This is a genomic window from Herbiconiux sp. FW305-C-125 (assembly GCF_058783455.1).
In genome coordinates, this window is sequence record NZ_JBYSYO010000002.1 from 26,250 (window position 1) to 42,567 (window position 16,318).

The 16,318-nt window shown below is 72.8% G+C and carries 17 protein-coding genes; 12 read left to right on the plus strand and 5 right to left on the minus strand.

Translation table 11 applies throughout. The features are described 5' to 3' along the window. The first annotated feature begins 36 nt into the window (after window positions 1-36). The 6 genes from AC3WLB_RS07485 to AC3WLB_RS07510 all read left to right on the plus strand — a co-directional run bounded on the left by AC3WLB_RS07485 (window position 37) and on the right by AC3WLB_RS07510 (window position 5,396). Window positions 37-1,668, plus strand: coding sequence for a CYTH and CHAD domain-containing protein (locus AC3WLB_RS07485; protein WP_492504751.1), 1,632 nt, complete (start codon window positions 37-39; stop codon window positions 1,666-1,668). Window positions 1,669-1,902: 234 nt separating this feature from the next. After that, on the plus strand, window positions 1,903-2,475 hold the full coding sequence (locus AC3WLB_RS07490) for an alternate-type signal peptide domain-containing protein (protein WP_492504753.1): 573 nt from the start codon (window positions 1,903-1,905) through the stop codon (window positions 2,473-2,475). A gap of 92 nt (window positions 2,476-2,567) precedes the next feature. Next, window positions 2,568-3,092 carry a hypothetical protein gene (locus AC3WLB_RS07495; RefSeq protein ID WP_492504755.1) on the plus strand — a complete coding sequence of 175 codons (525 nt, stop codon included), beginning with the start codon at window positions 2,568-2,570 and terminating at the stop codon, window positions 3,090-3,092. Beyond that, on the plus strand, window positions 3,089-4,030 hold the full coding sequence (locus AC3WLB_RS07500) for a hypothetical protein (RefSeq protein WP_492504757.1): 942 nt from the start codon (window positions 3,089-3,091) through the stop codon (window positions 4,028-4,030). The genes AC3WLB_RS07495 and AC3WLB_RS07500 overlap by 4 nt, the downstream gene beginning before the upstream one ends. Next, the gene (locus tag AC3WLB_RS07505; RefSeq protein ID WP_492504759.1) at window positions 4,027-4,797 is read left to right on the plus strand and encodes a hypothetical protein; all 771 of its coding nucleotides are present in this window, start codon (window positions 4,027-4,029) and stop codon (window positions 4,795-4,797) included. Before AC3WLB_RS07500 ends, AC3WLB_RS07505 begins: the two co-directional genes overlap by 4 nt. After that, complete coding sequence (locus AC3WLB_RS07510; RefSeq protein WP_492504761.1) at window positions 4,794-5,396, plus strand: signal peptidase I; 603 nt, start codon at window positions 4,794-4,796, stop codon at window positions 5,394-5,396. Before AC3WLB_RS07505 ends, AC3WLB_RS07510 begins: the two co-directional genes overlap by 4 nt. Here AC3WLB_RS07510 and AC3WLB_RS07515 read toward each other — a convergent pair. After that, a complete protein-coding gene (locus tag AC3WLB_RS07515) occupies window positions 5,369-6,571 on the minus strand; it encodes a Na+/H+ antiporter NhaA (RefSeq protein ID WP_022898852.1) in 1,203 nt (400 codons plus the stop codon). The two genes, AC3WLB_RS07510 and AC3WLB_RS07515, sit on opposite strands and share 28 nt — an antisense overlap. Before the next feature lie 164 nt (window positions 6,572-6,735). Here AC3WLB_RS07515 and AC3WLB_RS07520 point away from each other — a divergent pair, with 164 nt between their 5' ends. Then, a complete protein-coding gene (locus tag AC3WLB_RS07520; protein ID WP_492504763.1) occupies window positions 6,736-8,922 on the plus strand; it encodes an acyltransferase family protein in 2,187 nt (728 codons plus the stop codon). Between the two features lie 37 nt (window positions 8,923-8,959). Here the strand turns inward: AC3WLB_RS07520 and AC3WLB_RS07525 are convergent, their stop codons facing one another. Beyond that, complete coding sequence (locus AC3WLB_RS07525; RefSeq protein ID WP_492504765.1) at window positions 8,960-9,652, minus strand: DnaJ family domain-containing protein; 693 nt, start codon at window positions 9,650-9,652, stop codon at window positions 8,960-8,962. Window positions 9,653-9,699: 47 nt separating this feature from the next. On the opposite strand from AC3WLB_RS07525, the gene AC3WLB_RS07530 reads away from it, so the two are divergent. The 4 genes from AC3WLB_RS07530 to AC3WLB_RS07545 are packed head-to-tail and all read left to right on the plus strand — an operon-like array spanning window position 9,700 to window position 13,707. Beyond that, entirely contained in the window at window positions 9,700-10,254 is a 555-nt protein-coding gene (locus tag AC3WLB_RS07530) for a GNAT family N-acetyltransferase (RefSeq protein ID WP_492504767.1), read from the plus strand. 50 nt (window positions 10,255-10,304) lie between these two features. Next, window positions 10,305-11,537 (plus strand): acyl-CoA dehydrogenase family protein, encoded by a 1,233-nt coding sequence (locus AC3WLB_RS07535; protein ID WP_492504769.1) that lies wholly within the window; start codon window positions 10,305-10,307, stop codon window positions 11,535-11,537. After that, window positions 11,534-13,006 (plus strand): PIG-L family deacetylase, encoded by a 1,473-nt coding sequence (locus AC3WLB_RS07540; protein ID WP_492504771.1) that lies wholly within the window; start codon window positions 11,534-11,536, stop codon window positions 13,004-13,006. The genes AC3WLB_RS07535 and AC3WLB_RS07540 overlap by 4 nt, the downstream gene beginning before the upstream one ends. Further along, window positions 13,003-13,707, plus strand: a complete 705-nt coding sequence (locus AC3WLB_RS07545) for a glycosyltransferase family 2 protein (protein WP_492504773.1) — start codon at window positions 13,003-13,005, stop codon at window positions 13,705-13,707. The genes AC3WLB_RS07540 and AC3WLB_RS07545 overlap by 4 nt, the downstream gene beginning before the upstream one ends. Window positions 13,708-13,741: 34 nt before the next feature. Here the strand turns inward: AC3WLB_RS07545 and AC3WLB_RS07550 are convergent, their stop codons facing one another. Genes AC3WLB_RS07550 through AC3WLB_RS07560 form a run of 3 tightly spaced genes read right to left on the minus strand, consistent with a single transcriptional unit; the run spans window position 13,742 to window position 15,069 of the window. Continuing rightward, complete coding sequence (locus tag AC3WLB_RS07550) at window positions 13,742-14,239, minus strand: pyridoxamine 5'-phosphate oxidase family protein (protein ID WP_492504775.1); 498 nt, start codon at window positions 14,237-14,239, stop codon at window positions 13,742-13,744. Beyond that, window positions 14,236-14,697 carry an SRPBCC family protein gene (locus AC3WLB_RS07555; protein WP_492504777.1) on the minus strand — a complete coding sequence of 154 codons (462 nt, stop codon included), beginning with the start codon at window positions 14,695-14,697 and terminating at the stop codon, window positions 14,236-14,238. The genes AC3WLB_RS07550 and AC3WLB_RS07555 overlap by 4 nt, the downstream gene beginning before the upstream one ends. A gap of 27 nt (window positions 14,698-14,724) precedes the next feature. Then, complete coding sequence (locus tag AC3WLB_RS07560) at window positions 14,725-15,069, minus strand: ArsR/SmtB family transcription factor (protein ID WP_492504779.1); 345 nt, start codon at window positions 15,067-15,069, stop codon at window positions 14,725-14,727. An 86-nt stretch (window positions 15,070-15,155) separates the two neighbouring features. Here AC3WLB_RS07560 and AC3WLB_RS07565 point away from each other — a divergent pair, with 86 nt between their 5' ends. Further along, window positions 15,156-16,298: an ROK family transcriptional regulator gene (locus AC3WLB_RS07565; RefSeq protein ID WP_492504781.1), complete on the plus strand. Its 1,143-nt coding sequence runs from the start codon at window positions 15,156-15,158 to the stop codon at window positions 16,296-16,298. Window positions 16,299-16,318: the final 20 nt, after the last annotated feature.

A 16,318-nucleotide genomic window follows, 5' to 3' on the forward strand; every position in this document is an offset into this window, starting at 1 on the left:
CGAGCGGAACTCGCCGGGAAGAGATAGACCGAGACCATGGGCCAGAACGAATCCGCCACCACCGGGCCGGCCGGCCACGCCGAGCAGACCCACACCGAGCAGACCGAGATCGAGCGCAAGTACGCGGTGGGGGAGGCGCTTCCCCTGCCCGACCTCATCGGGGTGGGGGCGACGACGGGTTCGCCGGTCGTCTCGGCCGAGTCGCTCGACGCGGTACAGCTCGAGGCGACCTACTTCGACACGGCCGAGGCCTCGCTCGCGCGTCAGCGCATCGCGTTGCGCCGTCGCGCGGGCGGCCATGACGAGGGCTGGCACCTCAAACTTCCCGCTGCCGAAGGCCGCACCGAGCTGCAGTGGCCCCTCACCGCCGACGATTCCGTGCCCGCCGAGGTGCTGGCGCCCGTCCGCGTGCACGTGCGCGACCACCCGCTCACCCCATTGGCGCGGGTGTCGACGACCCGCCGCGTGACGAACCTGCTCGACGAAGCCGGTGCGGTGGTGGCCGAGGTCGCCGACGACACGGTGACCGCCACGGATGCCCGGGAGGGCACCGTTCGCGTCTGGCGCGAATGGGAGGTGGAGCTCGGCTCCGCGGCACCGGCGACGGCGGATGCCCGCGCCGCTTTCCTCGACGAGGTCGAGGCGCGTCTGCTCGCGGCCGGGGCGACCGTGTCGCCGAGCGTGTCCAAGCTCGCGCAGGCGGTGGGCCGAACGGGTCTGGGCGCGCCGGCGACGAGCGAGACCGAGCCGCACCGTAGCGGGTCGCCCGCCGCAGCGCGCGTGCTCGAGGGTGTCGCCGAGCTCGCGGCACGGGTGATCGACCTCGACCCCGCGGTTCGGGCCGACCAGCCCGACGCCGTGCACCAACTCCGCGTCACGGTGCGGCGGTTGCGGAGCATCCTGTCGACCCATCGCGGCTTGTTCGACCCGGAGGCGGTCGAGCACCTGCGCGCGGCCCTGTCCCGCTTCGGCGGTGTGCTCGGCGAGGTGCGAGAGCTCGAAGTACGGCGCGACTGGGCCACGTACGCGCTCGACGAGCTCGAGTCGGAACGGGGGATCGACGATCCGGATGCCCGACGCCGCCTGGTCGACGACACCCAAGCCGAGCACGACGAGGCCCACGCGCGTCTGCTCACGGTCATGTCGGCCTCGACCTACTACCGCCTGCTCGACAGCCTGGACGGCTTCGTCGGTGCCGCGCCGGCCGCGACGGATGCGCGGCAGACTCCCAAGAAGGAGGCTCGCCGAGCCTTGCGCAGGGCAGGCAAACGCGCCCTGGCGCGCTCGGTGAAGGGCCGGGAGGCCCGCCAGGCACTGGGGCCGGACATCGTGTCGGCCGCCGGCACGCTCGGTGCCCTGCATGAGTCGCGCAAGGCGGCCCGCCGCCTGCGGTACGCCGCCGAGTTCTCGACCCATGGCGGTGCCGGTGTGCTGGGTGCGCACGCCGAGGCTGTCGGAGACGCCGCTGAAGAGCTGCAGGATGCGCTGGGCTGGCACCGCGACGCCGCGCTCTTCGCCGAGTACATGCTGCTCACCTCGCGGCGCGCCGAAGCGGCGGGTGAGAGCTCGTTCACCTATGGCGTGCTGTATCAGCGTTCGCTCGACCAGGCGCGGCGCGCCCTGAACCTGGCGGAGGACGCGCGTCGCGCGCTGAGATCGGCCCTCTGACCGTGCGCTGATCACCTCGGCGACAGCTTGCGTCACGTCCGCGCCAGATCGGCGCGGATCGGTGTCGCGCCACCGGACGGCCACCCACACTCGGATGGCACCGTCTGGTGCGGGGGTCACGACGCCAATGGGGGCGGGATCGCCGATCGAGGACGGCTGCACCACCTGCACCGTCAACTCTCGCGATCACGGGTCGCTCAGTGCGCCGGGGGACCGCGCTCGAAAGGAACCTTCATGAACAAGCTCGCCAAAGGCGCGATCGCCGGGGCAGCAGGCGTCGTCCTGCTGCTCGGGGGCGCCGGCACCTTCGCCTTCTGGAACTCGACCGCCGGCGTGGCGGGCGGGACCGTCACGGCCGGAAACCTGCTGGTCGAGAACACCGGCGGAGCCGGGGTCTGGACCGACCAGAACGACACGGTGATCAACCCCGCCAGCTACCGGATCGTGCCGGGCGACACCCTCACCTACACCGACGACCTCACGGTCACCGCCGTGGGCGACAACCTCGAGGCCACGCTCGGTCTCGCCGGCGGCTCGATCGCGCCGGCCGACGCCGGCAACGCCGCCGACGTGGCACTCGCCGGCTACCTCGACGACAACGCCGTGCTCGACGCCTCGGGCACCGGCATCACGGGCACCAGCCCCACCTACACCGTGGTGGCCGGCACGACCGGCGTGAACCAGGTCGTGACCGTCACAGTCACCCTGGAGTTCCCGTTCGGCGCGGTCGCCGGCGCCGAGAACGACGCCAAGCTCGGTTCGGTGAATCTCAGCAACCTCGCGGTCACCCTCACCCAGACCCAGTGATCGCGGAGCAGGGCGGCGGCGCGTCCGGGAGGCATCCCCGCTCCCGAGCGCGTCACCGTCTGCGTCACGCCCACGGTCATCCGGGTCGGCGGATGCTCGCTCTCGCGCTCGGGACGGCCGCCGCGGTCGTGCTCGCCACCGTGGGCGCTGGGGGCACCTACGCCTATCTGACGTCGACCGCCCAATCGGCCGGCGCGACCGTGGTGAGCGGCTCTGCGATGCTCACGGTCAGTTCGGCGCTCGCCCTGCCCGCCACGCCGCTGTATCCCGGCCAGACCGTCAGCGGGTCGGGCGCCGTCACGAACTCCGGGTCGGTGCCGCTCCGTGTGCGCGTGGCAGGGCTCTCTCTCGGCTCGACCGCGAACGCGTTCACCGCGGCGGTCGTCGTGGGCGTGGCTCCCGGCAGCACGGCAGGCGCCTGTTCAGCCGGCTTCAGTCCGGCCTGGACGGCCACCTTCGCCGCGGTGACGCCCGCCGAACTCGCGCTCACCGTGGCGCCGGGAGCGACCGCCGTGATCTGCGTGAGCGTCGCCCTGCCGCTGGCGGCACCGGCAAGCGCCAACGGGCAGTCCGGGCCGGCCTTCACCGTGACGCTCGACGGGAGGCAGGTGGCGTGAACGCTCGCAGCCGCAGCCGTACTGCAAGCCCCTGGCGGTTTCCGCTCGGCGTCTTCATTGCGACCCTCCTCGTCGCCGTGACCGGAACGGCGGCGGGCGCCTACTGGACCGCAGCTGGGGTGCCGCTCGGCGCGACGGTGACCGCGGCTTCGGCGAACGCGACCCTGAGCGGCGCATCCGGCTTGCAGAAGCAGTACCTCTTCACCGGGGCGGGCGCCGCATCCACCCCGTTCATCGCGCCGCTCGTCGTCAGCAACACCGGGACGACACCGCTTGCCGTCACGCTCGCGGTGACCGGCGTGACGGGCAACACCCTCGCCCCCAACGTGGCCGTGACCTTCTGGCTCGGCGCTGCCGGGGCCTGCGCGGCTTCGATTCCGGGTTCGGGAACCACGGTCGGCACGCTCGCCTCGGTGCCGGCCTTGCCGGACGCGTTCGCCGCCGTTGCCGCGGGCAGCGCCGCGACCCTGTGCGTCGCCACTCGGCTCAGCACCACCGTCGCGGGTTCGCAGGGGCAGAGCGTGACGTCGACGTTCACGTTCACCGGCCGGGTCGGCACGAACTGGGTCGCCACGCCCGCCCCAGGGGTCTTCACCCAAACCGTCTATCGCGTGCCGGATCCGGCGCCGGTCGGGTGCGTCGACGGCTCGGGGCTCTCCACCGGCGTGGTCACCCTGTCGTGGCCGGCGGTGAGCGGGGCGACCAGCTACCGCGTGGTGCTGGCGTCGAGCGGTGCGGTGGTCAAGGCCTCCACGACGGCCACCTCGGTGACGGTGAACGGTCTCGAGCTGGGCCTCGGCAGCGTGCTGGGGCCGGGCACCGTGAACGTGCTCGTGCAGGCCCAGGATTCGGTCTACGGCACGACCTCGGCGGGCACATCGGTCGCCCTGCGCTACTCGCTGGTCGCGACCGTGTTGCAGGTGAAGTGCCCGGCGTGATGAGCGTCGCGCGGATGCACGGCCGGTCACGGTGGCGCGCGGTCGGCCTGTTGGCACTCGCCCTCGGCGCCCTCGCCCTGGGCGCAGCGCCCGTCGCGGCTGCGACCGTGCACACGGCCCGCGAGTCGGCCGTGCAGGTGAGTGCTGACGGCCGGAGCTACGGCGAGGAGCTCGGCGCACCCCTGTTCGCGCAGTTGCCGACGCTGGTGCCGGGTGACCGCGAGCCGGTGACGCTGTGGGTGCGCAACGCCGGCGACATCCCGGGTGTGCTCCGGCTGTCCGGCACCGGCGGCTGGTGGTCCGGTGCCGCGTTCGCAGGGGCGATCACGGTCTCCGCCACGGCTGCAGGGTCGACGCCGCCGCAGCCGATTGCGCTGGCGGACACGGGCGACTGCGTGCTCCTCCTGCGCGGCCCGGTGCTGCAGCCGGGAGAGAGCGCCGCGGTCGTCGTCACGGTCGCGTTCCCATCCGCGGTGACCGGTCGGGAGGGAGCGGGCGACTCCGGCGGTCTCGATTTCGTGGTGGCCTTGCGCGATCCGGCCGAGCCGGCCACCGACACCGCCGACTGCTCGTCCGGCACAGTCGTCCCCGGTGCGCCAGCCGTTGCACCGGGCGAGCCGGGCGAGGCTAGCGACCGGATGGCCGACACCGGGTCGCTCGTCGTGACCCCGCTGATCGTCGGCGGGTCGGCCGTCGTGGCGGGTCTCGCCACGCTGGTGGTGCTCGCCCGGCGTCATGCCCGGCGCCGGGCGAAGGCCGGGCGATGAGCACGTCGTCGCCGTCGGCCGGTCGCGGCCGCCGTGCCGCGCCGGAGCGGGAGAGGACCTTGCTGCACTATCTGGGTGTAGCGCTGAGCGCGGCGGCTCTGGTGCTCGTCGTCGCGCTGGCAGTGCTCACCATCGCGCTGCCCGCCCTGGTCGGCGGTCGGCCGTTCACGGTACTCACCGCATCCATGGAGCCGGGCCTGCCGCCCGGGACGCTGATCGTCACGCACCCGGTGCCGGCGGACGAGATCAGGGTGGGGGACGTCGTGACCTATCAGCTCGAATCCGGCAAGCCAGCGGTGGTCAGCCACCGGGTGATCGAGAAGACCATCTCGACCGACGGTTCGACCACGTTCCGCACGAAGGGCGACAACAACGATCTGCCCGACGAGGCGCCCGTGCAGGAGGTCCAGGTCGTGGGCGTGCTCTGGTACAGCATTCCGCTGCTGGGCTGGCTCAACAACTCCGTGAACGGACAGTGGCGCCCGTTCATCGTTCCCGTGGTCGTCGGCGGGCTGTTCGCCTACGCCGGGTGGATGTTCGTCTCGGCCTTTCGCGACCGCAGGCGGCGGCGTCAGACCGCCGGGGACGTTCCCGGCTGACGCCCGAGGTTCTGCTCCGCTGCGAGGCGGAGCTGCCGCAACCGGCGGTAGTACGCGGCAAGGCGGGAGACCAGGATGCCGGCCACCACGATCGACACGGCTGAGCCCAGCAGCACGGCCAGCGTTCCCTCGTCGGCCACCTCCGGCGAGTTCGCGAACGCCAGCTCGTTCATCAGCAGCGAGACCGTGAAGCCCACTCCGCCGAGCGCTCCGGCCGTGACGAGCCCCTGCAGGGTCAGATGCGGGCGCTGCCCGCGGGGGCCGGCGAATTGCGAGAGCCACCCGCCGACGGTGATGCCGATCAGCTTGCCGACGGGCAGCGCGATGAGGATGCCCCAGAACGGCGCCGCGAGTTGGCTCGGCGAGACCGCGGGGATGGCGACCAACGCGGCCGAGAACGCGAACAGCGGCAGGATGGCGCCGTTGGTCACCGGCTCGAGGACGTGCCGAACCCGGAGGGCGGGCTTCCGCACCATGACGAGCCCGAGCGCGACGCCCGCGATGGTCGCGTGCACCCCGGAGAGGTAGACCAGCGACCACGTCACGAGGGCGACCGCGACCATGGCGACGGCCACCAGCACCCGGAAGCGCGAGCCGAGAAGGCGGCTGAGCAGACCGAACACGACGACGCCGACTGCGGCGAACAGCAGCATCAGCAGGTTCGGGTCGGCGGTGAAGAACACCGCGATGATGAGGATGGCCACGATGTCGTCGAGGATGGCGAGCGCCAGGATGAAGATGCGCAACCGGGACGGGATGCCCTTGCCGAACACCGCGAGCACTCCGAGCGCGAACGCGATGTCGGTGGCGGTGGGGATGGGCCAGCCGCCGGCGTACCCCGACCCCGCGGTCACCGCGAGGTAGATCAGCGCGGGCACGAGCACGCCGCCGAGCGCCGCGATGGCGGGCCGGATCGCCTTGGAGACGGAGTTGAGCTGCCCCACCGTGAACTCGTTCTTCAGCTCCACGGCCACCACGAAGAAGAAGACGGCGAGCAGGCCGTCGCTGATCCAGTGACCGACCGAGAGGTCGAGCGGGGTTCCGGGGATGGCGAGGTGCGCATCCTGCAACCCCATCAAGGCGGTGCCGAGCGGGCTGTTGGCCGCGAGCAGGCCGAGCGCGGCGGCGGCCAGGAGGAGAACGGCGGCGACGCGTTCCGAACGGATGAGTGACATGGCGGTCCTTGCTGCCGCTGCGCGGCTCGACGACGGATCAGAACGGCACCTCGCCGCCCGCCGACCAGACTTCCCGGCACACCCGTATCCAGGTTACCGGGCCGCTGGGGTGACCGCGGCACGCGCGACGACCGAGGTCACCGGGCCGCGCTAGGATCGGGCGGATGAGTTCTCCGCCCCCGGCCGCCCGCCAGTTCCGGGCCGATGTGCAGGGGTTGCGGGCGGTTGCCGTGATCGCCGTCATCCTGAACCACGTGATCGGCTGGCCGGCGGGCGGTTTCGCGGGCGTCGACGTGTTCTTCGTCATCTCCGGCTTCCTCATCACCGGACTGCTGTTGCGCGACCGGGAGCAGCACGGCCGGCTCTCGCTGCGCCGCTTCTACGCGAAACGGATGCGCCGCATCCTGCCCGCCGCCGTGGTGGTGCTGGTCGCGACGACTGTCGCCGGGTTCTTCCTCTTCAACCGGCCCCGCGCCATGACGACGCTCTGGGACGCGGTCTCGTCGCTCCTGTTCGTCTCGAACTGGCGGTTCGCCGCCGAGGGCACCGACTACTTCCATGCGACGGATGCGGTGTCGCCACTGCAGCACTTCTGGTCGCTGTCGGTGGAGGAACAGTTCTATCTCGTCTGGCCGTGGCTGCTGCTGGTCGTGGTGGCGGTCGCCGCGCGGTCGGCCCGGGCATCCGGAACCCGGTTGCGGGTCGTGGTGGGCGTGCTGCTGGCGGTGATCGTCGCGGCGTCGTTCGCATTCGCGCTCTGGCAGACGGCGACGAGCCCGACCGTCGCCTACTTCTCCACGCTCACGCGGGTGTGGGAGCTCGGCGTCGGCGCGCTGCTGGCGACGGCGGCGCCCCTCCTCGCCCGGCTGCCGCTCGCCGGCCGGGTGCTGGGCGGGTGGCTGGGTCTCGGCGGCATCGTGCTGTCGTTCTTCGTCATCACGCCCGGCACGCCGTTCCCCGGCCCGGGTGCTGCGCTGCCGGTGCTCGCGACGGCCCTGGTCATCGCGGCGGGCGTGGGCGGGCCGCAGCGCCACCTCGTTCCGCTCGTGAACCCGGTCAGCGTGTTCGTCGGCACTGTGTCGTACTCGCTCTATCTCTGGCACTTCCCGATCCTCGTGTTCCTGCTGCTCCTGATGCCGCAGCAGACGCCGACCGTCACCGGGCTGATCCTCGGCCTCACGCTCGCGGTGTCACTGGTGTCGTACTTCCTGGTGGAGCAGCCGCTGCACCGGTCGCCCTGGCTCGCCGGTGCGGATGCCGGTGATGGGGCCGCGGATGGGGCCGGTGACGACCGGGCGGTGCGGAAAGCGTCGTGGGAGGCGTGGCGGGAGCGCTTCGGCGCGCAGTTCATCCTGTCGGGGCTGGGGCTCGTGGTGATCGTGGTGGCGGTGGTCGTGACGGCGCAGGTGACCCTCCGGGGTGGGCCGTCCGCGGGCGGGCCGGCGCAAGCGGGCTCCGCGGCCGGTGCGGGCACCGGGTCGGGGCCGGACGACGGAGCTCCGGCGGCGAATCCCGAGGATGCGCTGCAGGCCCAGCTCGCGGCGGCGGTCGCGGCGACCTCGTGGCCGGGCGACCTGTCGCCCTCGCTCGACGACGCCATCGCGGCCACCTCGAGCACCAATCCTGCGCGGCAGTGCTTCGACATCGGCGCCACCCCCGACTTCGGCTCGTGCACCTGGGGCGACGGCGGCGCGCCGAACCACCTCTACCTCGTGGGCGACTCCACCGCGCTCTCCTACGCGCCCGCGTTCAAGGCCCTGGCCGAGTCGAGCAACGGGCAGTGGAAGGTGACGACGGTGGGGCTCTACGGCTGCCGGTTCACCGACGTGCTCATGCAGAACGACGGCGCCGGGGTGATGGATGCGTGCCCGCAGCGGAAGCACGACATCGCCGAGCGCATCGCGAATGACGCCCCGCAGCTGGTGGTCGTGTCGAACGCGTACGCGCTGGGCAAGGCCGCGGACGGGCATCCGCTCAGCACCGCCGACATCGTGGCCGCGACCGCGACCGAGACCGCGAAGTACGGGGTGCCGGGGCGGCTGGTGTACCTCGCACCTCCGCCGCTCGGTGCCTCCCTCGGGCAGTGCTACTCGCCGGCGACCACACCGCAGAACTGCACCGTGGGCATCGATCAGGCGTGGCAGGACTTCCAGACGGCGACGGAGGCGGCGGCGGCCGCGAGCGGGGACCACGTCATCAGCTCGCTGCCGTTCAGTTGCGCGAACGGGGCGTGCCCGGCGTTCGCGGGCACGGTGCCGACGAAGTACGACGAGGTGCATCTCACGCCGCGGTTCGCGGAGGTCATCGCGCCGTCGATCGGGTGGGAACTGGCGGCGCAGGGGCTCTGGTGAGCGGCCGCGCCGGGGCGCGGCCGGGCCGGTGGGTTCGCTACGGGCCGGGTGCCGGCGGGTCCGTCACGCCGGGCCTGCGCTGAGCCCGGCGCGCGGCGCGGCGTTCGCGGCGGGAGAGCGCGGCCCAGGCGGCGGCCGCCCGCTCGCGCTCCTCGTCCGCCGCGCGGCGGCGAGCGGCGCGCCGCTCGTGCCAGCGCTCAACCTCGAGGTCGACGTCGCGGGTGGGCGTCACCACGGGCGGGCCGCCCTGCAGCTGCCGCCGCGCTTCGATCACACGCCGGTTGAAGTCGGTGAGCAGCTCGCGGACGGCGTGCTCGGAGCCGGTCGCGTCGAGCCGCGCATCGAGGCCGGCGTTCTCGGTGCGCAAGGTGAGGGCGGGCGGCCCGAGACCGGTGAGGCGTTCGCGTTCGATCTTGCGGCGGATCCACCAGTTCGGGTCGTAGCTCTCGGTGAGGTGCGTCAGGGGTTTGCCCGCGCCGGGAAGGTCGTCGAAGTCGCCCCGTCGCATGGCCTGCGCGATCTGGATCTCGACGAACTGCGCCCGCTGCTCCATCGTGGGAGCGCCGGCGTCGTTCGTGTGCTCGTCCGCTGCCACCGTTGCAGCGGCTCCGTCGGGGCGGGACGGCTCTGCCGCGTCGCCGGCCTCAGCAGCGGCGAACTCCGCCGCCAGGCGCTCCACTCGGTAGCGGGCGGCGTTCACCCGCGAATCGCGCGACGTCGGTTCATCCACCCATCCAGCCTAAGCACGATGTCGGCACGGCGGTCTAGCCTGGGATGGTGGTGCAGATCGTGGTCGGCGAACTCGTGGTGGCCGACGGGGTGGTGCTGCGGATGCTCCGGCCGGGCGACGCGGATGCCCTCGCCGCCGCGTTCGAGCGCAATCGCGAGCACCTCGCGCACTGGGACCCGGTGCGCCCCGCGGGCTTCTTCACCGCCGAGGGCCAGACCCTCGAGATCGATCGCGCCCTGCAGGCCTGTGTGGCCGGCGTCGTGCTGCCGCTCGTGCTCGCGACCGGAGACGCCGTCGTCGGTCGGCTGACCCTCTCGGGCATCACCCGCGGCGCCTTCGAGAGCGCCTCGCTCGGCTACTGGGTCGATGCGGCCCTCGCCGGGCGCGGCATCATGACCGCGGCGGTCGCCGAGACACTGCGGCTGGCGCGCGACGAGCTCGGCCTGCACCGCGTCGAAGCGGCGACGCTGCCCGAGAACGCGGCGTCGCAGGCGGTGCTGCGGCACAACGGGTTCGAGCCGATCGGTGCTGCGCCGCGGTACCTCAGGATCGCGGGGCGCTGGCAGGACCACCTGCTGTTCCAGCGCATCCTGCACGACTGACGGGATTCGGCGGCTTCCGGGGTTGGGCGTGGCGGCAGACCGTGTCCAGAATGAAGGGCGACGGATGGAGCTGGATGTCGCGCGCGGTCACCCTTGACGGAATCTCCCTCTGGGGGCGTGATCCGGGGCTCGACGTGCTGTTCGAGCGGGCCGAGGCGGCCGCAGGGGATATCGGGGCGAGCCTCGAGTTAGCCTGTGAGCTCGGGCGTTCGGGTCTGCGCCCCGGTGCCGGAGCGACGGCCGGATACTTCGAGGTGCTGGCGACGCTGGCCGCCGCCGATGTGACGGTGGCGCGGGTGATGGAGCCGCACCTGGATGCGCTGGCCATCCTGGCCGAGTGTCCGGTGCCGGTGCAGCTCGCCCGGGTCGACGCGACGGGGGAGAGCACCTGGGGCGTCTTCGCGGCCGAAGGGCCCGGCGTGCGGCTGGCGGCGACCCAGGTGCGCGACGGCTGGCGGCTGGACGGCACCAAGCCGTGGTGCTCGCTCGCGGGTGCGCTGAGTCACGCGCTGGTGACCGCACACGTCGGGTCGTCGCGTCGGTTGTTCGCCGTGGCGCTGCAGGGCGACGGGGTGACCGCGCATCCGGAGGCGTGGGTGGCGCGCGGGTTCCCGGCCGTGCCGAGCGGACCGACCGACTTCGCCGAGGTACCGGCCGTGCCGGTCGGGGAGCCCGGCTGGTACTTGGAGCGGCCCGGGTTCGAATGGGGCGGCATCGGGGTGGCGGCGGCCTGGTTCGGTGGGGCCGTCGGCGTGGCGCGCCGGGTGCACGAGACGGCTGCGCAGCGTGGCGGGGAGCTCGCCGAGCTGCACGCCGGCCGGGTCGCGACCTCGCTGGCAGCGGCGCGCGCCGCTCTCGCCGCGGCGGCCCGCACGATCGACGCGACTGTGCCCATGGCGACCGGCGGCGTCGACGCGGCGCTGCGCGCTTCGACCGACGGCGTCGACGAGGCTCTGCCAAGGTCGATCGGAGGCGTCGACCCCACTCGGCCGGCACACGTCCCCGCCGGTGCCGGCGCACCGGCCCGCGAGCGGGGTGCGGGCGATGACGGCTCGGCTGGTGCGGACGAGCGGGCCGTGCTCGCCCAGCTGACACGCTCGGTGGTGCGGCGTGCCTGCGAGGAGGTGCTGCAGGCGGCGGCGCACGCGCTCGGGCCGGCTCCCCAGGCGCTCGACCCGGCCTACGCGGCGCGCGTCGCCGACCTCTCGCTGTACCTGCTGCAGGATCACGGTGATCGCGACGAGGCCCGTGCCGGTCGCCTGTTGCTGGGCGAACTCCGATGACGCCGGCCTCGTTCACCCATCACGACGAGGGAACGCCCGAGTCGGCGTGGCAGAGCGCGTTCGACGACCGGATGCCCTCCTTCGCCCCGCTCGACGCGGCGTTCTTCGAGACGCTGGACCACCTCATCGTGGTCGCGGCGCATCCCGACGACGAGACCCTCGGTGCCGCCGGCCTGCTCGCCCGCGCCGGCGCCGCGGGTGCCCGCGCGACCGTGCTCGTGGCCACGTCCGGAGAACGATCGCACCCCGATGCCGCGGTCGACGGCAGGATGCTGGCCGGTCGGCGCGAGGAGGAGACCCGGGCCGCGGTCGCGGCGGTCGACCCCGGCGCGAGCGTGCGGTTCCTCCGCCTGCCCGATGGCGACCTCGCCACCCACCGCCCGGCGCTGGAGGTCGCGCTGACCGACGCGGTCGGCGCGGGCGCTGCGGCCGGAACGGTGCTCGTCGCGCCCTGGGCCGGGGATCGTCACCCCGACCACGCCGGCGCGTCGGATGCTGCGCGCACCGTGGCCGCGCGAGCCGGGCTGAGGGTCTACGAGTACCCGATCTGGCTGTGGCACTGGGCGGCGCCCGACGACCCGGCCGTGCCGTGGGGAGACCTGACGGTGCTGCCCCTCGACGACGCCACCCGCGACCGCAAGGCACACGCTGTCGCTCTGCACCGGAGCCAAGTGCTGCCGCTCGGCGACGGCCCGGGCGAGGAGGCGCTGCTGCACCCGGCCATGCTCGCCCATTTCGCGCGGCCGCTCGAGGCGTTCGTGCTCGTCGACACCGTCGCCGCCACAGGAGCCGCTGCGGGCGCCGCGCGCGCGGTGCGCCCGGCGGCGGCCCCGACCGATGTCGCCCCGGCGGCGCTCGACGACGACGGCGTCGCCACCGCCTACTTCGACGGCCTGCACGAGCGCTCGGACGACCCGTGGGGCTTCGAGTCCCGTTGGTACGAGGAGCGCAAACGAGCGGTGCTGCTCGCCTCGCTACCGGATCGCGCCTACGCCGCCGTGCTCGAGGTCGGCTCATCGACGGGGGTGTTGTCGCGGGAGCTGGCGGCACGCGCATCCGGCCGGCTGCTCGGCGTCGACGTGTCGCCCATCGCGGTGGACCGTGCTCGTGAGCGCAACGCCGATCTGCCCCGAGCGACGTTCGAACGGATGCACGTGCCCGCCGAGTGGCCCGACGGCGGGTTCGATCTCGTCGTCGTCTCGGAGGTGGGGTACTACCTCGACCCGCCTGATCTCACCGGCTTGATCGAACGCATCCTCGGGTCGCTGACCCCGCGGGGCGCGGTGGTGCTCTGTCACTGGCGGCATCCGGTGGCCGGGCGCGCGGCCGACGGCGACGCGGTGCATGCGGCCTTCGCCGAGCGTGGCGAGTTCGCACGGCTGGCGCGGCACCTCGAGGAGGACTTCGTGCTCGACGTGCTGGTGCGCGCACCGGGGGAGTCGGTGGCGCGGCGGGAGGGGATCGTGTGATCGAGTCGATCGGGGTCGTGCTGCCGGCGCGCGACGAAGAAGTGCTGCTCGGAGCGGCGCTCGACGCGGTGCTCACGGCGCGGGCCGCTCTGGTGCGGGCCGAACCCGAGTGGGCGCGGGCGGGACGAGTGCGCGTGGTGTTGGTGCTGGATGCCTGCGTCGACGGTTCGCTCGGGATCGCCCGCACCTTCGGCAGCGCGATCGAGGTGCTCGAGGTCGACGTCGCGAACGTCGGGCTGGCGCGCCGAGCGGGGGTCGAGCGGCTGCTCGGCGCCTCCGTCACCCCGAGTGCGCACGAACGATCGTGGATCGCCAACACCGATGCCGACACCGAGGTGCCCGAACGGTGGCTGCTCGATCACCTCGCTGCCGCGCGAGCCGGCGCCGAGCTCGTGGTGGGGCGTGCGGAGCCCAAGGCCGCCGACCTCGACCCCGCGGCCCTGTTGGCGTGGCGGCGTGAGCACACGGGCGACCGGCGGCACGTCTACGGCGCGAACCTCGGCATCCGCGGCGATGTCTACCGTGCGGCCGGCGGATTCCCGGGGGTGCGGGTGGGGGAGGACGTAGCGCTCGTGCAGGCCGCCGAGGCGAACGGGGCTGCCGTGCTCGACCTCCCGTTCTCGCTGGTGCAGACCTCCGGCCGGGTCGACGGCCGCACCCCGGGCGGCTTCGCCGGCTACCTCCGCGCCCTCGTCGACTGACCGCCGGCCGCGGGCGCGTCAGGCCAGGCACGCATCAGGCCGGCCCGAAGCCCTTCGCCGCCGCGAGCTTCATCACCGTCTCCGGTGCCCGGGTCTGGAAGTCGAGCATCTTCGCCCAGGTGGGTGTGATCGCGATCCGGGCCATCCGGTCGTACAACGCCGTCACCTGCTGCTCGAAGCCGTCCCACATCTCGGCCGGGATCATCCGCCGATTCGCCTCGAAGAACTCCGGCACCACACCGTCGACGAACGTCACCGCCGCCGACCCGCGCACGAGCAGGGCCAGGGGCGGCTGCGTCTCGGTGTCGATGGTGAGCGCGACCGCCGGATTCGCCTGCAGTGCAGCCACCTTCGGCGCGATGTCGGGCGTCGCGATCACGAACTCCGTGCCGGTGAACTGGTACGCCACCGGGATGGCCCGTGGCGTTCCGTCGAGCGCGACATAGGCGAGCCGGGCGGGGATGCGGCTGCCGAGGAGCTCCTGCGCGAACGGATCGTCGTTCAGCAGCGCCAGCACGTCGGCGGTGTTCACCCCGCGACCGCCGTCTGCCCGAGGTGCTCGGCGAGTTCGTCGAGCGCGCTCTCCCAGCCGTCGTAGACGTTTCCGTCGCCGGCCATGCCCTCAAAACCGCGGAGGTCGAAGGTGAGCCGGGTGAGCTCGCCGAGCGACTCGATGGTGATGGTGACGAGCGCCTGGTCGTCGGAGTCGTCGTCGACGCCGCCCCAGGTGAAGACGAGCCGCTCGTTCGCCACCAGCTCGCGGTACTCCCCGCCGGTGGGATACGACTTACCGGTGCTGTCGTCGACCATCGTGTAGCGATACCGCCCGCCGACCCGCGCGTCGATCGACACCGAATCACGCGGTGTGCGGAGGCCCGCCGGGTGCCACCACACCGCCACCTGATCGGGATCGAGCCACGCCTGCCAGATCTCCTCGGGCGTGGCGTCGTACTCCCGGGTCAGCGTGAATCCCTTGTTCATGTCGATCATCGCTCGTCCTTTCGTGTCGTTGTCAGGTCAGGTCGTGCTCGTGCCGCCGGCCCGCCGGTTCCGGAGGTGTTCGCCCAAGAAGTCGAGGCGCTCGCCCCATTCGGCCCGGTGCCGCTCCACCCACTCGGCTGCGTCGTTCAGCCCGGCCTCGCGGATGCTGCACTCACGCCACTGCGCATTCGCGGTGCGCACGATCAGCCCGGCGCCCTCGAGCACGGCGAGGTGCTGCGAGACGGCGGGCCGGCTGATGGCGTAGTTCGCCGCGAGCTCGCCCACGGTGCGCGGCTCCGAGCGCAGCCGGCTCAGGATGTCGCGGCGCGTCGGGTCGGCGAGTGCGCCGAACACGAGGCTCAACTGATCCGTAGCTGGCATGTAAGCAAATCCTTACGTAAGCGATCGGTTACACCGTACCGCTTCGCCTTCCCGGCGTCCAGACCCTGCGGCGATATGCTCTCGCTGTGAGTTCTCCGACGCCCGACAGCGACACCTGGGTCTGGCCCGAGCTGCACGAGGCGCAGCGGCTCGTCCTGCTCGAAGTTCTGATTCACGGCTCGATGTCTCGTGCAGAGCTCTCTCGCCGCCTGGGCCTCTCGCGCACCAGCCTCTCGCGGCTCACCCGCGACCTGGTCGAGTTCGGCCTGGTCGCCGAGGGCGAGACACTGCCCGTCGGCGGGCGCGGCCGCCCGTCCGAGATGCTGCACATCCGGCCGGACGCGGCGATGTTCGCGGGGGTCAAGCTCACCGGCGACGCGCTCTACGTGGCGGTCGCCGACCTGCACGCCACTGTTCTGCTGAGCGAGGACCACGAGCTCCACTCCCGCGAGGTCGACGACGTGGTCGCCCTGATCGGCGAGGTGATCGCGCGGCTACGGCGCACGCATCCGCGACTCGCCGCCGTGGGCGTGAACCTCGCCGGCGACGTGGAGGAGGTGAGCGGCCGCGAGCTCGTGGTGGGCTCGCATTTCCTCGGCTGGGACCAGGTGGCCCTCTCCGACCTGGTGCAAGCCGCCACGGGCCTGCCCGCCGTGGCAGCCAACGACGTGCAGTCGCTCACGGCCGCACACCACTGGTTCGGTGCGGGCGTCGGCCTCCGCTCCTTCGCCGTGATCGGCCTCGGTGCCGGCATCGGCGCCGGCATCGTGGCGAACAACCAGATCATCAAGGGCGCCCGAGGTCATCCCGGCAAGATCGGGCACCTCCCCGTCACCGCCGACGGGCCGAGCTGCGACCGCGGGCATGTCGGCTGCGTCTCGGCCTACGTCACCGGTCCGGCCATCATCGCGAACGCGAAGACCGAGGACTACGCCGAAGCGATCGCGCGCACCAGGGCGGGCGATCCGCTCGCTGCCGAGGCGTTCGCGGGAGCCGGGTACGCGCTCGGCTCCGCCATCGGGACCATCATCGACCTCGTCGACCCCGAGTTGATCGTGGTGACCGGCGAGGGCCTCGCCGTGCTGGAACTCGCCGAGGAGTCGATGGCCGCCGGCATCCGCGACCGCCTCGACCCCGCTTCGGAGGATGCTCCGGTGGAGGCGCGGGCCTTCGACTTCGCCGACTACGCCTGGGCGGCGGCGATCAGCGCCATCCGCCACGTGGTCTGACCGGTTGTCCGGGCCCACAC

What these genes read in the sequence shown, in the direction of transcription:
- AC3WLB_RS07560 (WP_492504779.1), bottom strand. Translation starts at nt 15,069, where the DNA reads ATGCCAGCTACGGATCAGTTGAGCCTCGTGTTCGGCGCACTCGCCGAC.
- AC3WLB_RS07490 (WP_492504753.1), top strand. Translation starts at nt 1,903, where the DNA reads ATGAACAAGCTCGCCAAAGGCGCGATCGCCGGGGCAGCAGGCGTCGTC.
- AC3WLB_RS07535 (WP_492504769.1), top strand. Translation starts at nt 10,305, where the DNA reads ATGAAGGGCGACGGATGGAGCTGGATGTCGCGCGCGGTCACCCTTGAC.
- AC3WLB_RS07495 (WP_492504755.1), top strand. Translation starts at nt 2,568, where the DNA reads ATGCTCGCTCTCGCGCTCGGGACGGCCGCCGCGGTCGTGCTCGCCACC.
- AC3WLB_RS07485 (WP_492504751.1), top strand. Translation starts at nt 37, where the DNA reads ATGGGCCAGAACGAATCCGCCACCACCGGGCCGGCCGGCCACGCCGAG.
- AC3WLB_RS07515 (WP_022898852.1), bottom strand. Translation starts at nt 6,571, where the DNA reads ATGTCACTCATCCGTTCGGAACGCGTCGCCGCCGTTCTCCTCCTGGCC.
- AC3WLB_RS07555 (WP_492504777.1), bottom strand. Translation starts at nt 14,697, where the DNA reads ATGATCGACATGAACAAGGGATTCACGCTGACCCGGGAGTACGACGCC.
- AC3WLB_RS07510 (WP_492504761.1), top strand. Translation starts at nt 4,794, where the DNA reads ATGAGCACGTCGTCGCCGTCGGCCGGTCGCGGCCGCCGTGCCGCGCCG.
- AC3WLB_RS07540 (WP_492504771.1), top strand. Translation starts at nt 11,534, where the DNA reads ATGACGCCGGCCTCGTTCACCCATCACGACGAGGGAACGCCCGAGTCG.
- AC3WLB_RS07520 (WP_492504763.1), top strand. Translation starts at nt 6,736, where the DNA reads ATGAGTTCTCCGCCCCCGGCCGCCCGCCAGTTCCGGGCCGATGTGCAG.